We start from the raw sequence: 13,593 nt of genomic DNA on the forward strand, positions 1-13,593 counted from the left end.
ACAGGAAGAAGATCATGGCGCGGAGGGTCAGGAAGTTCGGCAATATCGAAGACCATTACGAACTGGTCGAACACATCGGCGAAGGCGCCCAAGGGGACCTCTACCTCGGCCAGAGTCTGAAAACCGAGGAACGGGTGGCCATCAAGCTCCAGAGGCAGCGGGATTTCCAATCGGAGCGGAGCTTCGCCGAGCTCGCGCGTGAAATCACCGGTGAAGGCGTCTTCAGCCACCTGATCACCGGCGATTCCGGCGGAACCCTGCAGTTGTTCGGAATCGGCGACTACCAGGACCGCCGCTGCATCGTCCTGGAGTATGTCGACGGCGTGGTGCTGTACGACCTGATGACGACGTCTCGGCCGATCAAGGATGTGGCCACCGTGGCCTCGATCATCGGCCAGCTCTGCGAGATCCTCGACGATGTCCACCGGAGAAACTTCGTCCACCGTGATCTGAAGCCCGAGAACGTCATGGTGGAGCACTCCGGACGGGTGCGGCTGATCGATCTCGGGCTCACCGTGCGGGCCCACCGGCGCACTCGCGCCGGGTGCGGAACGATCGGCTACGCACCCCTTGAGCAACTCAACGCAAACCCCGACGGAGTGACCGCGCAGGCGGACATCTTTGCCCTCGGCTGTCTGCTCCTGGAGATGACCGTCATGGAGCTCCCCTACGCAGGGTCGAGGGCAGGCCTCACCGCCGAGTATCCAGTTGTCCTGCCAGAGGAAAGACTCTCCCTCGTACCGACGCCCTTCGCCACACTCGCCCTCTCGATGGTGGAGCTCGCCGCCGAGAAGCGCCCCACCTCTGTGCGCGAGGTGTTCGAGCACCTCCGCCCGAATCTTCCCGCGGCCGATGGTCCCCGACCCGTGAAACCGCTCCGGCCCGACCCTACGGAGTACTATCGGACCACGCCTCCCCGCTGGTGAGGCGGCAACGGGTCGGCCGTCACCGCAGCGACTCCAGGCGGTCGCGAGCATCCCCGATTCCCTTTCCACCCATCAGCTCGCGCAGGACCAGCACCCGCTCCAGCGCCGAGACGGCCTCGGCCGTACGACCCAGCGCCACCAGGGCGTCGGTGTACAAGCACAACGCCCTGTCCTCATCGGTCCAAGAGCCCAGATCGCGGTAGATGTCGGCCGCCTGCTGGAACAGCACCAGCGACGGCTCCCTCTCGCCCAGGGCGAACCGGATTCCGGCCAGGGTACGCAGCACGTCGGCCCAGCCGCTGCGGTCCGCCGTCCGAGACACCAGGTCGAGGGCTTCGGTACAGAGCCTGAGGGCTTCGTCGTGCTGCCCGCGGTCGTGGTAGAGCGTGCCCAACCCGTTCAGTGCGGCCGCCGTCCCCGCGTCGTCAGCCAGTTCCCGGTACAGCTCCAACGCCGACCGGTGGCACTGCTCCGCGGCAGCCTCCTGTCCCTGTTTGCGGCGGGTGAGCGCCAGGGTGTGCAGGGACCGGGCCAGACTCAGTCGGCCGCTCGGGCTGCTGTCCCGCTCACTCAGCCGCACGGCTCGGGACAGATGGCCGGCAGCGATCTCGAAGCTGTCCTGATGCCAACGCGTCCCCGCGAGCATCCGGAAGATCATGGCCTGATCGACTGCTGGTACACCGCTCAGCTCCGCAGCCTCGCTGGCCCACGTGAGACCCCGCTGAGCGTCCTCGAAGAGATGACGGCGCCACTGGTAGGTGACCAAGGCCATCGGCAGCAGCCACATGTGGCGTCGGCTTTCACGCTCCCTCGACAATTCGACTCCGCGCAAGGCCGCTTCGTATTCATCATCGAGGAGGGCCAGCGCGCGCTCCCGATCCTCGGGCTGGACCACTGTGATGCCTTCCGGCTCGCCGACCGGCAGCCATCGCTGCCCGTCCAGCCAGCGGTCACAGGCCCAGACGTAGTGCAACTGGTGTTCCAGGATCTGCCAGACGGTGGCCTCCTCGAACCCGGGAGACGCGGTCAGAGCCGGAGGTCGCACCTGTTGGCGGGCGAATGTCCGTACCAGGTTGTGCAGGCGGTACCGGCCCGACTGCAACTCCACCAGGTGTGCCGCCCGCAACTCTTCCACCGCCCGGTCAGGGTTCGCGCCCTCGGTCACCGACCCGAGGTCCATCACCGCGTCCCAGCCGATCGACGGCCCTGGGTGCACCGCGAGTTGCCAGAGCAGGCACCTGGCCTCTTCGGACAGGGCGTTCACTGAGCACGCCAAGGCCGCCCGGACGGACAGGCGGGCTGGCGGGTGTTCCAAGGCGTCGAGACGTCCCTCTTCCTTGGCGAGCTGTTCGCGCAGGTGCCGGATCGCCCTGGCCGGACGGCCCTCCAGACGCCGGGCGGCCACGGTCAGCGCCAACGGGTTGCCGCCACAGACCTCGACGAGATCCGCGACCTCCTGGGTGAACATCCGACGATCGGACGGGGAGATGTCCTCCTGTAGCAGCTCCGAGGCGCTCTCGTCGTCGAGTTCGTCAAGGACCCACAGCTTCACCTCCTGGCGGGCACGGAGCATCTCCGGCCTCCGACGGCTGGTTATCAGCACCGCACTGGGCCCGGTTCCCGGCAGCAACGGCAGCACCTGCTCGTCATCCCAGGCGTCGTCGAGCACCATGAGCACGGAACGGCCCGCCAGCACCGAGCGCAGTGCTGCACTCTTCTGCTCCAGTCCAACCGGCGAGTAGGGCAGCGAGAACTCCGCCAGGAACTTGTCGACGACGCGCTCTGGATCGGCCGGCTGTCCCCCTTCCCCTGGGAATCCGCCGAGTTCGGCGTAGAGCACCCCGTCCGGGAACGCCTCCCGCAACCGATGGGCCACGCGGTTCACCACCAAGCTCTTCCCGATGCCGGGCATGCCGCTGATCACGGCCACGGTCGGCCGGCCGGATTCCTGCTGTCGCAGCACCGCGGCCACCACTTCACGGATCACCCTGCCACGGCCCAGTGCCAGTCGTCCGGGAGGTGGCAACTGACTCGGCACGGAGGACAGCGTGGTAGCGGCCGACCGAGGGGCTTTCCCATCCAGTTCGTCGATGACGGCCTGCAGTCCCTCGTCCGGCCGACCGAAGCGACTCCTCCATTCCTTGATCAGCCGCTTCAGTCTCACCCGTGTCAGCGAGGTACCGTGTGCGATCAGGTAGTACCGCAAGGGCCAGTCCTCCTCCGGCAGGCTGCAGTACCACCGGTCTGCCTCCGTGCGCAGCCAATCCTCCATGCCGGCCCGCTGAGCGGCCTCCAACTGGGATTCCAGCACCGACCGCCGCTCTCGCCGCAGCTCGGCCCGGCGTAGTGAGACCCATTCCCCCTTCAGGCCGCTCAGCGGAACCAGGCCGCCCCATTCCCTCATGGCCGCGGCCAGAGCATCGACCTTGTCCTTCCCGAAGAGCCTCTCCGCACGCTGCACCTGGTCACGGAATCGGTAGAGGTCGATCCGGTCCCTCGGCAGGTAAATGGAACAGATTCCCGATTCGGTGCGCAGCGATTCCTTCCCCAGCGACTTTCGCAACAGTTTCATGACCTGATCCAGCCGGCCGCGCGAGGACTCCACCCCAGGCCAGAGGCAGTCGAGGACCCCGTCAAGGGGGCACCGACCGCCCGGCGACGTCACCAGCAACGCGAACAGAGCGGCCTGTTTTGTGACGCCCATGACGGCCGGACCGTCCGATGAGAGCGACGGCCCGACACTCACCACCCCAAGCACTCGTCCATCCATTTCGACACCTCCGCTTCACAGCGATGATCGCGGCCAGGGCTGCGACACCACGGGAATCTACGCGTTTCCGGGCGTCGGTTTACACGGTTGTGCTACGTCGCGCCCTCAGATGGAACTCAGAGATTCCTCAGTTCCACGCCCATCGAGTTCCTTTCCAGATGGGCACCATGGCGTCAGCCGCTCGCCGAACCCGTCGACGACGGCAACCACGGAAATGTCGGAAAGGAAGGACGAGACATGACCAACCGCCTCCCCGCCCGCCGAGGGGGTCGCAGCAAGCGGACCTCCGGCGGGTTCCCGCCGACCGCCATGCGCCGAACCCGCGAGAAGGCGCTGCCGCCGCCGACGGCGCCCGACCCTGTTCCGGACAACCAGCCGACGACGGAGGTCTGAGTTTTCCGGCCCAGGCCGCATCGGGGTGCCCGCCTGTGGGCGGGCACCCCTTGGGGGACCTTTCGCCCTTCCTACCGCTTGAGCCCACCCAGTTCACGGGCTGGCACGCGCTACCACTGCGTAGCACTCGGTACCACTCAGTAACAGTTCCGCAGAGTAGCCGCCCCGGGTCCACACGGGCGGCGAGAGAGGACTGCACCTTGACCGTTGCCGGCACCAGCAGCGTGTTCGCTGCTGTAGCACGATACTTCGACAACCCTCGGGCGCAGGAGGCCCGGCTGGCCCTCCGACCGGACGGCGAGACGCCGGTCCTCCTGAGCCCCGCTGAAGCTCGCGATGCCCTCTACGGAGAGGTCCAGGACCCCGCGCTGGTCACCGAGATCTGGCAGGCGGCGCTGCGCGGCGGACAGGCCGAGCAGGGGTCCGCGGACGAGTCGCGGCTCCTGTTGATCTGGTTGGCCATGCCGAGGCTGACCGGAACTGCCTTCCGCATCTGCCACCGGCTGCGCGCCGACCGAGCCGATGTGGAGGCGGAAATGGTGCTGGGCCTCCTGGAAGGGCTGCGGACTGGCGAACCGCCGTCGGCGCGCTCGGTCGATGCCCTGCTCAAGGAGGTGCGCAGCAAGGCGTGGCGACTCGCCCGCGACGGGTGGCGCGAAACCGCGTGCGCCACGCTGGAGCAACTGGAGGACGAAAGCGGTGTCACGGCGGCGTGCGACGGACCGGAGAAGAACGACCGGGTGCGGCCGGTCCAGATCGAGGTCACCCGACACGAGCGGGCCGATGGATTGCGAGCCCAGCTGCGTTTCACCGTCTCTCCCGAGCACCTTGGCCGGCAGGCCCTGACTGCGATCACCGAGAAGGCCGAACGGCAGCGACACGACCGCCGGACGCGGCACACCGGACGGCAGCGACACGTCACCAGCGTCTCTCCGCCCCGCGACGGAGGGAACCTGTGAGCCCCGCGACGCACGGTCCGCTGAGCTTCATGGAGGCCTTCGACCTGCCGGTCGTGGTCGATGTGCCCACCGCGGCCAGAGCCCTGGGAATCTGCCTGGCGACTGCCTACCGGTTGGCCCGGCAGGACGCCTTCCCCTGCAAGGTCCTGCGGATCGGCAATCGGTACCGCGTGCCCACCATCGAGCTGATGCGAGCCATCGGCGTGGACGAACGTGCCGTGTACACCCTGGACCACAACACCTGAGCCTGAACCACCCCATTCACAGGGGAGCGAGTTGGTGACTTGCGTCTGTGCAGGTCAGCGATAGCGCTGACCTGCACAGAGGTCGTCAGCGCCAGTTCCGAGCGGTCTCGGTGGCCTTCCCGGTCGGTGTGTCGGCGATCGTCCGTGGCAAGCTGCTGGCGGATTTCTTTCGTGGCGATCGCTGCGTCAGACGCTAGGGTCAACGCCCAGATCGACCCGCATGGCCGACTGCGCAGCTTTCATGGCCTCGAGATACCTCTGCATACGCGGGAGCCCCCCGGCAGGCGCCCGCATATTCGTACCATCGATGACCAGGTCACGCAGTTCCCGAGCGCACCTGTCGAATTCCCTTGTCGACGCCAGCACCGACTCAGGGGCCAGGATTGCCAGTTCATAGCGGGCGGCATAGCAGGCAGCGTAGGCAGTGAAGGCCCGATGATGGCGCTCCTCATCGGGTACGTCCGCAGAGACGGAGAGAACCCTCAGTTCCGTTCGGGCATCGGCATGGGCGGCCAGGTAGCGTACGTACACTTCCCGCTTGATCCGATGGCGCTCAATGCGCTCCTCCTTGCGTTCGCGGCGGCGCTCCACCAGGAGCGCAGAGCTCAGCGCGATGACGGCCCCGAGAAGAGTTGCGACAAGCGATGGCCATGTCATCCGAGGACAGTAGGCATCAGCAGCACGTTCCCGCCAGACCTGGTCCGGTGGCACCTTCGAAACAGACAGGAGGGGACAGGAAATGGGGGCGACGGTTTCCGACAACACCACGTCGGCCGGGTCCGAGGCCGGCGGGCAGGCATCGATCTAGGGTCACGGCCAATCAGCACCCGGGCGGGACCGGGCGGTGGCTGGTCCCGGCGGTCACTGTTGGGCCGGGGGCGGTCAGGCGGTGGCGCGGGTGAGGAGGGCGGTGATCTGGGACTCGACGGCGGGGGTGAGGGTGGTGAGGGCGTAGGTGGTGGGCCACAGGGGGCCGTCGTCGAGGGCGGCGGCGTCGCTGAAGCCGAGGGTGGCGTAGCGGGACTTGAACTTCTGGGCGCTCTGGAAGAAACAGAGGACCTTGCCGTCCTTGGCGTAGGCGGGCATGCCGTACCAGAGCTTGGGGGCCAGGGACGGGGCGGCGGCCTTGACGAGGGCGTGGAGGCGTTCGGCGAGGGCGCGGTCGGCGGGCTCCATCTCGGCGATCTTGGCGAGGACGTCCTTCTCGCCGTCGGCCTTGGCGGTGCGGGGGCTGCGGCGGGCGGCGGTCTTGAGCTCCTTGGCGTGCTCCTTCATCGCCGCGCGCTCGTCGTCGGTGAAGCCGTCGAAGGTCTGGGTGGTGGTGGTGTTCGTCATGGTGGTAGGCCTTTGCGGTGTGAGGTGCCGGTCGGTCGGGACTGCGGTGCGGGGCTGCGGTGCGGGTCAGTCGAGCCAGCGGCCGTCGCGCATCAGCTCGCGGCCGGCCATCTCGTTCGACTCGCGCCAGGACCGGACGCCGCGGGGCGTGACCCGGAACCAGCTGTAGGACTCGGCCGAGGCGCGCGGGTCGAAGCCGGTGCGGGCGGCGAAGCGGTCGCCGCGGTCGGCCGGGAGGGCGTCGAGGTCCAGGACCTCGACCGCGCCCTCGATCAGGCAGACGTCCCGGGTGTGGCCCAGGGCCAGGCGGGCGGTGCCGGTGGCGGCGAGGTTGCGGCCGGTCGGGCTGCCGGACGGGGTGGCGAGCAGCAGCGCCGCACCGTCCCAGTCGAAGGAGAGCGGGACGAGGTGGGGCGTGCCGTCCGGCGAGGCCGTGGCCACCCAGACGTCCACGTCCTGGGCGAGGCGCCGCTCGGCGTCGTGCCGGCGCTGGGCGCGGGAACGCGGTTCGGCCATGGTCACTCACTCCTGTCGGGTCCGGCGCTGTTGGTCACAGCCTCCCGCGGACGGGGTCCGGGCGGCATCCGTGGCCACTACGGAAAGCACCACGGAGACGCCCCGCATAATGGCGCGGTGTCCGCGTCCGTGATCTCGCCCCGTGAAGCCGATGTGCTCGCGCTGCTCGGCGAGCACCTCAGCAATGCCGAGATCGCCGCTCGGCTGTTCATCTCCGTCCGCACGGTCGAGTCCCACACCTCGGCGCTGCTGCGCAAGTTGGAGCTGCCGGACCGCCGGGCGCTCTCCCGGCGCGCGGCCGAACTCGCCGGCGCCGGGCGGTCGCGTCCGGCGCCCGCCCTGCCGGCGCCGCTCACGGCGTTCGTCGGCCGGGAGCGGGACCGCGCGGAGCTGGCCGCCGCGCTGGCCGCGCACCGGCAGGTGAGCGCGGTCGGTCCGGGCGGGGTGGGCAAGACCCGGCTGGCGCTGGCGGTGGCGGCGGACCTGGCGGGCGACTTCGCGGACGGCGTCCGGTTCGTCGACCTGGCGCCGGTCCGGGATCCGGGCCGGGTGGCGGCGGCGGTCGCGGCCGCGCTGGGGGTCGGCGAGCAGCCCGGGCGCGGCCACGAGGAGGCGGTGTCCGCCGCACTGGCCGACCACCGGGCGCTGCTGGTGCTGGACAACTGCGAGCAGGTCCGGGACGGCGTCGCGCCCTTCCTGGAACGGCTGCTGACGGACTGTCCGCAGGTCCGGGCGCTGGCGACCAGCCGGGCCCGGCTGATGGTGCCGTTCGAGCGGGTCTTCCCCGTCCCGCCGCTGTCCCGGGACGGCGGCGGTTCGTCGGAGGCGGTGGCGCTGTTCGTCGAACGGGCGACGGCGGCCGGCGCGGCCCCCGACCCGGCGCTCCGGGAGCGGATCGCGGCCGTCTGCGAACGGCTCGACGGCATGGCGCTGGCGATCGAGCTGGCGGCGGCCCGCTGGCCGACGCTCGGCCTGGACGGGCTGACGGCCGGCCTCTCCGACCAGCTGCGGATCCTCGCCGGCGGTCCGCGCGCGGGCGACCGGCACCGGTCGGTGCGGGCCGTGCTGGACTGGAGCCACGACCTGCTGGAGCCCGCCGACCGGGCACTGCTGCGCCGGGTGTCGGCGTTCGTCCAGCCGTTCACCGCCGGGGCGGCGGTCGCGGTGGCGGGGTTCGCCCCGCTGGATCCGGCGGCCGTCGCCGACGGGCTCGGGCGGCTGGCCGAGCAGAGCCTGCTCACCGCGGACCCGGCGGCGGAGGGCACCCGGTACCGGGCCCCGGAGACCATCCGCCAGTACGGGGCCGAGCGGCTCGCCGAGGCCGGGGAGCAGGCCGAGGCCGGCTCCCGGCACCTCGCCTGGTGCCTGGTCGGCGCGGACGAGCTGGCCGGGACCGACGGCCCGCGCTGGCGGGCCCGGTTCGACGCGGTGGCGGACGAGCTGCGGGCCGCCCTCGACCGGGCCGCCGGCCGGCCGGAGCTGCGGGCGCGGGCGCACCGGCTCGCCCGGGCCCTGGCGGAGTCGGCGTTCGCCCGCAACCTGCTCGGGGAGTCGCAGCAGCGCTTCGAGCAGGCGGCCGCCCTGGCCGACGGCCCGGCGGCCGCCGCGGCGGCGCTGCGGGAGGCCGCCGGGGTGGCCGGGTGCCGCGGGCTCGGCGACGACCTGTACCGCCTGCACCGCGCCGCCGCCGAGGCCGCCCGCCGGGCCGGGGACGACGGCGGCGGCGCCCGTGACCTGGCGGCCGCCGCCACCGTCGCGTACCGCTTCTCCAGCACGTTCGCCCGCATTCCCCCCGCCGAGGAGGTGGCCGCCCTGCTCGGGCGGGCCCGGGAGTCGGCCGACGGCTCCGCCGCGACCGGGGCGGCCCTGGCGCTGGCCGAGGCGGCGGTGCTCGCGGACGCCTACGGCTCCGTCCAGGGCAGCCCGGACAACACCGCGCGGGAGACGGTCGCCTTCGCCGAACGGGCCGTCGAGCTGGCCCGGCGGGCCGGCGACCCGGTGGCCGAGTCCGCCGCCCTGGACGCCCTCTCCGGCGCGCGCAGCTGGGCCGGCGAGCCGTTCGCGGCCGCCGCGGCCGCCCGCCGCCGGGTCGACCTGCCGCCCTCGCTGCCGCCCACCCCGGCCGGGACGCACGAGCGGGTGGACGCCCTCGCGATGGCGGCCGCCACCGCGATCGGCGTCGGCGAGCTGGACCTCGCCCGGCGGTGGGGCGGGCAGCTCGCCGGGCACCCGCTGCTGGCCGAGGTCGGCCACCACGCCACGTCCTGGCTGCTGGTCGCGGACGCGTTCGCCGGGCGGACCGAGGAGGTGGCGGCGACCGGTGTGCGGTTCCTCGACGCGTGGGAGCAGGGCGGGCGGCCGCGGTCGTTCTCGCTCGGACCGGCCGCCGCGGCGGTCGCCGCGGTCCACGGCCTGCGCGGTGACGACGGCGCCCGGGCCGCCTGGTGCGCCGTCGCCGGCCGCGCGGGCCCCGAGGAGGAGCACCGGTACGGCTACGGCGCGGTGTTCGACGCCCTGGTGCTGCTGCACCGCGGGGACGCCCAGGCCGCCCTGGCGCGGATCGCGCCGGCGCCCGAGGAGGTGTGGAAGTGGGTCTCCTGGGTCTGGCTGCACTGGTACACGGCGCTCCGTGTCGAGGCGTCGGTGCTGGCCGGCCACCCGGACGCCCGGGCCCGCCTCGCCGGGGCCCGCCCCGTGGTCGCCGGGAACCCGGTCGCCACCGCGCAGCTCGACCGGGCGCGGGCCCTGCTGGACGGCGACCTCGCGTGCCTCGACGCCGTCGCGGCGGCCTTCGACGCCGCCGGCTGCGGCTACCAGTCCGCCCGGACCCGGCACCTCGCGGACGGTCGGCGGGGAGCGGACGGCTGACGAACGGCGGACGGCACGGCGGACGGGAGGGCTGACGGCGAAACCGGGTGGTCAAGGCCGCTCCGGAGTCCGAGACTTGGCGCATGGGAACGACGAGCGGGGCGACGGGCAAGGTCACACCGACGGTGTACGTGTCGGTGGACGTCGAAGCGGACGGGCCGATCCCCGGCCCGTACTCGATGGTCAGCTTCGGTGCGGCGGTGGCCGGGTGGCACGACGCGGACGGCTTCCGCCGGGCCCCGGCCGCGGCGGCGGGCTTCTACCGGGAGCTGCGGCCCGTCTCCGACGACTGGGTGCCCGAGGCGCTGGCCGTCTCGGGGCTGGACCGGGCGGCACTGATCGCCGGCGGCACCGATCCGGCCGTCGCCATGGGCCAGTTCACCCGCTGGCTGGAGCAGGTGCGGACCGGGCCTGACGGGCGGCGGTACCGGCCGGTGATGGTCGGCTACCCGGCCGTCTACGACTGGCAGTTCCTCTACTGGTACCTGGTCCGGTTCACCGGCTCCAGCCCGTTCGGCCACTCGGGCTGCCTGGACGTCAAGACGCTGTACGCGGCGCGGGCGGGCGTGCCGTTCGCCGGGATCGGCAAGCGCTCGATGCCGAAGGAGCTGCTCCCCGACCTCCCGCACACCCACCACGCCCTCGACGACGCGCGGGAGCAGGCCGTGCTGTTCGCCAACCTGATGGAGTGGGCCGGGCCGGGTGGCCCGCCCCGCGAGCGGGTCAGCGAACGGTGACGGGGAGCGTCTCGTAGCCGCGCAGGACGAGGCGGTCACGGCGGGTGGGAACGCCGCCGGAGGCGAGCCGGGGGAACCGGTCGAGGAGGGCGGGGACGGCGATGTCGGCCTCCAGCCGGGCGAGCTGGCTGCCGAGGCAGAAGTGCGAACCGCCGCCGAAGCTGAGCGGCTGGCTGTCGGTGCGGGTGGGGTCGAAGCGGTCCGGGCGGGGGTAGCGGGCCGGGTCGTGGTTGGCGGCGCCCAGCATCGTGAACAGGACGGTGCCGGTCGGGGCGGGCAGGCCGGCCACCGTGAGATCGGGGGCGGTGGAGATCCGGGAGGTCACCTGCACCGGGGAGTCGTAGCGCAGCACCTCGTCGGTGAAGAGCGCGGGGTCGAGGGCTCCGGTGCGCAGGCCCTCGGCGGCCTCCGGGTGGCGGAACAGCAGGGCGAGACCGTTGCCGAGGAGGTTGGTGGTGGTCTCGAAGCCGGCCACCAGGAGGAGGGCGAGGTTGCTCAGCAACTCCTCGCCGGAGATCCGGTCCGGGGAGTCGGCGGCGATCCGGGCCAGGTCGCTGACCAGGTCACCGGTCGGGCGGGCCAGCCTCTCAGCGGTCAACTCCGCGAAGTAGGTGGAGAGTTCCTCGGCCGCGAGGTCGGCGGCGGCCAGTTCGCCGAGGTCCTGGATGAGTTCCAGGGCGATGGTGAGGTCGGAGGCGAGGCCGCGGAAGCGGTGGCGGTCGGCGGCGGGGACACCGAGCAGTTCGCAGATCACCTCGACCGGGAGGCGGAAGGCGAAGGCGTCCATGAAGTCGACGGGCGAGCCGTCGGCGCCCCGCCCGGCCAGTTCGTCGAGCAGCCGCTGCACCGTCGCCTCGACCGCCGGCCGCAGCGAGGCGACCCGGCGGGCGTTGAAGGCCGAGGTGATGAGCGAGCGGACCCGGCCGTGGTCGGGGGCGTTGCGCTGGAGGATCGAGCGGCCGAAGAGCTCGACGGAGGGGTGGGCGAGCAGTTCCGCGTGGTCGGCGGCGAGGCTCTTGGTGTCCTCCAGGGCGAAGGCGGGGTTGCGCAGCACCTGGTTGACGGCGGCGTGCCCGACCACCAGGACCGCCCCGGGGCCCGCCGGGGCGGCCGCGCCGAGTTCGTGCGCCCGCGCGTACAGCGGGTAGGGGTCGAACCGCCCCTCGGTCGTCATGAGCTGCTCGATGATCGACGCGCCGTCCATCCGGCCTTCCCCTCCGTAGATCCAACTCCCTGACGGACAACTGCTGGTGGCCGGGCGGGAGTTCCCCGGCAGGGGCGGAACCGGCCGGACCGGGGACGGGCGGCGGGTGGCACGCGGGCGGGGGCGGACCGGGGCGGGTCGGTAGGCTGGCGGGATGGAGATCTGGATCAACCCCCGCTGCGGGAAGTGCCGCACCGCGCTGAGCGAGCTGAACGGCGCCGGCGTCACGCACACCGTGCGGCGCTACCTGGAGGACCCGCCGAGCGTCGCCGAGCTGGAGCGGGTGCTGGAGCGGCTGGGCCTGGAGCCGTGGGACATCACCCGGGCCGACGAGCAGGTCGCCAAGGACCTCGGCATGAAGCAGTGGGGCCGGGAGGCGGGCGACCGGCCGCGCTGGCTCGCGGCGATGGCCGAGCACCCGATCCTGATCCAGCGCCCGATCATCACCTCCGACGACGGGTACGCCGTGGTCGCCCGCACCCCCGAGGCGCTGCGGTCCGTCCTGCCCTGACGGCCGCCGTCAGCGGCGCTCGAACCGCCGCACCGGCTCGCCCGGGCGCCAGGAGCTGATCCGCACCGCGTCGCCCTCGACGGTGGTGTGCACGACCTGCTCCAGTTCCAGCCGGAAGGCGTGGTACGGGCCGGGCGGCGGCTCGGACAGCTCGGCCTCGTAGGCGGCGATGTCCGTCGCGTCGGTCAGCTCGACCGCCCGGCCGGACAGCTTGGAGTCGCCCTCGGCCAGCGTCGCGTCGCTCGGGTTGCTGTGCAGCGCGAAGCGGGCGTCGCGGCGCAGGTCCAGCGCCTTGACCGCGTCGCGCATCGACCCGAGCATCACGTCGGCCCCGATGAAGTCCACCTCGGTGCCGCTCACCCGGGGCGAGCCGTCCTTGCGGAGCGTCGCCAGGACGTGGTGCTTGTTGGCCTCGAAGCGGGCCCGCACGGCGGGAGCCAGGTCCGGTGCCTCGTGCTCGAAATCCTGCCAGGTAGCCATGGCGCCAGTGTGGCACCGGGCGCCGACGGCCGCCGTCCGGTGTCGGTGCCCGGTGCCACACTGGCGGGGTGACCTCCACCAGCACCACCTACATCGCCTTCCTGCGGGCCGTGAACGTCGGCGGCCGGACGGTGAGGATGGAGCGCCTGCGGGCGCTGTTCGGCGAGCTCGGCCTGGAGCGCGTCGGCTCCTACATCCAGAGCGGGAACGTCTTCTTCACCGCCGACGCCGTCGACGCGGCGGGCCGGGCGGCGCTGACCGGACGGATCGAGCGCCACCTGGAGGAGCAGTTGGGCTACCCGGTGCCGGTGCTGCTGCGGACGGTGGACGAGGTCCAGGCGCTGCTGGACGCCGAGCCGTTCGCGGGCGTCGAGGTGACCCCGGAGGTGCGGCTCACGGTGAACTTCCTCTCCGAGCCGCTGCCCGCCGACTTCCCGGTCCCGTACACCTCGCCCAAGGGCGACTACGAGGTGATCGGCGCCGACCCCGGTACCGCGTACGTCGTGGTGCACCTGAAGGACGGCAAGTGGGTCACCAGCGGTGCGCTCTTCGGAAAGTCCTACCGGGGATCGGCGACCTCGCGGTTCCTGCACACCACGGTCAAGATCCTGGCCGCCGCGCGGAAGGCCTGACCTCCGCCCACGACACC

General features: G+C 72.0%; 14 protein-coding genes. 8 read left to right on the forward strand and 6 right to left on the reverse strand.

The window, feature by feature from the left end; translation table 11 throughout:
- The first annotated feature begins 14 nt into the window (after positions 1 to 14).
- Positions 15 to 926, forward strand: a complete 912-nt coding sequence (locus ACFC0B_RS09545; RefSeq protein WP_376084226.1) for a serine/threonine-protein kinase — start codon at positions 15 to 17, stop codon at positions 924 to 926.
- A 19-nt stretch (positions 927 to 945) separates the two neighbouring features.
- Here the strand turns inward: ACFC0B_RS09545 and ACFC0B_RS09550 are convergent, their stop codons facing one another.
- Complete coding sequence (locus ACFC0B_RS09550; protein WP_376084228.1) at positions 946 to 3,696, reverse strand: tetratricopeptide repeat protein; 2,751 nt, start codon at positions 3,694 to 3,696, stop codon at positions 946 to 948.
- A 237-nt stretch (positions 3,697 to 3,933) separates the two neighbouring features.
- Here ACFC0B_RS09550 and ACFC0B_RS09555 point away from each other — a divergent pair, with 237 nt between their 5' ends.
- The 3 genes from ACFC0B_RS09555 to ACFC0B_RS09565 all read left to right on the forward strand — a co-directional run bounded on the left by ACFC0B_RS09555 (position 3,934) and on the right by ACFC0B_RS09565 (position 5,293).
- Positions 3,934 to 4,089 carry a hypothetical protein gene (locus ACFC0B_RS09555; RefSeq protein ID WP_376084230.1) on the forward strand — a complete coding sequence of 52 codons (156 nt, stop codon included), beginning with the start codon at positions 3,934 to 3,936 and terminating at the stop codon, positions 4,087 to 4,089.
- A gap of 200 nt (positions 4,090 to 4,289) precedes the next feature.
- Positions 4,290 to 5,048, forward strand: a complete 759-nt coding sequence (locus tag ACFC0B_RS09560) for a hypothetical protein (protein WP_376084231.1) — start codon at positions 4,290 to 4,292, stop codon at positions 5,046 to 5,048.
- A gap of 29 nt (positions 5,049 to 5,077) precedes the next feature.
- Positions 5,078 to 5,293 carry a helix-turn-helix domain-containing protein gene (locus ACFC0B_RS09565; RefSeq protein ID WP_376084233.1) on the forward strand — a complete coding sequence of 72 codons (216 nt, stop codon included), beginning with the start codon at positions 5,078 to 5,080 and terminating at the stop codon, positions 5,291 to 5,293.
- A gap of 186 nt (positions 5,294 to 5,479) precedes the next feature.
- On the opposite strand, the gene ACFC0B_RS09570 is transcribed toward ACFC0B_RS09565, so the two are convergent.
- From ACFC0B_RS09570 to ACFC0B_RS09580, 3 genes are all read right to left on the reverse strand, one after another.
- Positions 5,480 to 5,950 carry a hypothetical protein gene (locus ACFC0B_RS09570; protein ID WP_376084235.1) on the reverse strand — a complete coding sequence of 157 codons (471 nt, stop codon included), beginning with the start codon at positions 5,948 to 5,950 and terminating at the stop codon, positions 5,480 to 5,482.
- A gap of 225 nt (positions 5,951 to 6,175) precedes the next feature.
- Positions 6,176 to 6,628 (reverse strand): iron chaperone, encoded by a 453-nt coding sequence (locus ACFC0B_RS09575; protein ID WP_376084236.1) that lies wholly within the window; start codon positions 6,626 to 6,628, stop codon positions 6,176 to 6,178.
- 66 nt (positions 6,629 to 6,694) lie between these two features.
- Positions 6,695 to 7,144 carry a pyridoxamine 5'-phosphate oxidase family protein gene (locus ACFC0B_RS09580; protein ID WP_376084237.1) on the reverse strand — a complete coding sequence of 150 codons (450 nt, stop codon included), beginning with the start codon at positions 7,142 to 7,144 and terminating at the stop codon, positions 6,695 to 6,697.
- Between the two features lie 117 nt (positions 7,145 to 7,261).
- Here ACFC0B_RS09580 and ACFC0B_RS09585 point away from each other — a divergent pair, with 117 nt between their 5' ends.
- Both ACFC0B_RS09585 and ACFC0B_RS09590 read left to right on the forward strand, forming a co-directional pair.
- Entirely contained in the window at positions 7,262 to 10,012 is a 2,751-nt protein-coding gene (locus tag ACFC0B_RS09585; RefSeq protein WP_376084239.1) for a LuxR C-terminal-related transcriptional regulator, read from the forward strand.
- Between the two features lie 83 nt (positions 10,013 to 10,095).
- Positions 10,096 to 10,749, forward strand: coding sequence for an exonuclease (locus ACFC0B_RS09590; protein ID WP_376084240.1), 654 nt, complete (start codon positions 10,096 to 10,098; stop codon positions 10,747 to 10,749).
- On the opposite strand, the gene ACFC0B_RS09595 is transcribed toward ACFC0B_RS09590, so the two are convergent.
- Positions 10,736 to 11,953, reverse strand: a complete 1,218-nt coding sequence (locus ACFC0B_RS09595; RefSeq protein WP_376084242.1) for a cytochrome P450 — start codon at positions 11,951 to 11,953, stop codon at positions 10,736 to 10,738. The genes ACFC0B_RS09590 and ACFC0B_RS09595 overlap by 14 nt on opposite strands.
- Positions 11,954 to 12,107: 154 nt before the next feature.
- Between ACFC0B_RS09595 and ACFC0B_RS09600 the strand changes: the two genes are divergently transcribed.
- A complete protein-coding gene (locus tag ACFC0B_RS09600) occupies positions 12,108 to 12,464 on the forward strand; it encodes an ArsC/Spx/MgsR family protein (protein ID WP_376084244.1) in 357 nt (118 codons plus the stop codon).
- Positions 12,465 to 12,473: 9 nt separating this feature from the next.
- Here the strand turns inward: ACFC0B_RS09600 and ACFC0B_RS09605 are convergent, their stop codons facing one another.
- Positions 12,474 to 12,944, reverse strand: coding sequence for a pyridoxamine 5'-phosphate oxidase family protein (locus tag ACFC0B_RS09605; protein WP_376084246.1), 471 nt, complete (start codon positions 12,942 to 12,944; stop codon positions 12,474 to 12,476).
- 68 nt (positions 12,945 to 13,012) lie between these two features.
- Between ACFC0B_RS09605 and ACFC0B_RS09610 the strand changes: the two genes are divergently transcribed.
- The gene (locus ACFC0B_RS09610) at positions 13,013 to 13,576 is read left to right on the forward strand and encodes a DUF1697 domain-containing protein (protein WP_376084248.1); all 564 of its coding nucleotides are present in this window, start codon (positions 13,013 to 13,015) and stop codon (positions 13,574 to 13,576) included.
- The last annotated feature ends 17 nt before the right edge of the window (positions 13,577 to 13,593 follow it).

The sequence above is a fragment of the Kitasatospora sp. NPDC056184 genome (assembly GCF_042268405.1).
Lineage (GTDB): Bacteria > Actinomycetota > Actinomycetes > Streptomycetales > Streptomycetaceae > Kitasatospora.

What these genes read in the sequence shown, in the direction of transcription:
- ACFC0B_RS09590 (WP_376084240.1), top strand. Translation starts at nt 10,096, where the DNA reads ATGGGAACGACGAGCGGGGCGACGGGCAAGGTCACACCGACGGTGTAC.
- ACFC0B_RS09580 (WP_376084237.1), bottom strand. Translation starts at nt 7,144, where the DNA reads ATGGCCGAACCGCGTTCCCGCGCCCAGCGCCGGCACGACGCCGAGCGG.
- ACFC0B_RS09565 (WP_376084233.1), top strand. Translation starts at nt 5,078, where the DNA reads ATGGAGGCCTTCGACCTGCCGGTCGTGGTCGATGTGCCCACCGCGGCC.
- ACFC0B_RS09600 (WP_376084244.1), top strand. Translation starts at nt 12,108, where the DNA reads ATGGAGATCTGGATCAACCCCCGCTGCGGGAAGTGCCGCACCGCGCTG.
- ACFC0B_RS09595 (WP_376084242.1), bottom strand. Translation starts at nt 11,953, where the DNA reads ATGGACGGCGCGTCGATCATCGAGCAGCTCATGACGACCGAGGGGCGG.
- ACFC0B_RS09550 (WP_376084228.1), bottom strand. Translation starts at nt 3,696, where the DNA reads ATGGATGGACGAGTGCTTGGGGTGGTGAGTGTCGGGCCGTCGCTCTCA.
- ACFC0B_RS09545 (WP_376084226.1), top strand. Translation starts at nt 15, where the DNA reads ATGGCGCGGAGGGTCAGGAAGTTCGGCAATATCGAAGACCATTACGAA.
- ACFC0B_RS09570 (WP_376084235.1), bottom strand. Translation starts at nt 5,950, where the DNA reads ATGACATGGCCATCGCTTGTCGCAACTCTTCTCGGGGCCGTCATCGCG.
- ACFC0B_RS09605 (WP_376084246.1), bottom strand. Translation starts at nt 12,944, where the DNA reads ATGGCTACCTGGCAGGATTTCGAGCACGAGGCACCGGACCTGGCTCCC.
- ACFC0B_RS09575 (WP_376084236.1), bottom strand. Translation starts at nt 6,628, where the DNA reads ATGACGAACACCACCACCACCCAGACCTTCGACGGCTTCACCGACGAC.
- ACFC0B_RS09555 (WP_376084230.1), top strand. Translation starts at nt 3,934, where the DNA reads ATGACCAACCGCCTCCCCGCCCGCCGAGGGGGTCGCAGCAAGCGGACC.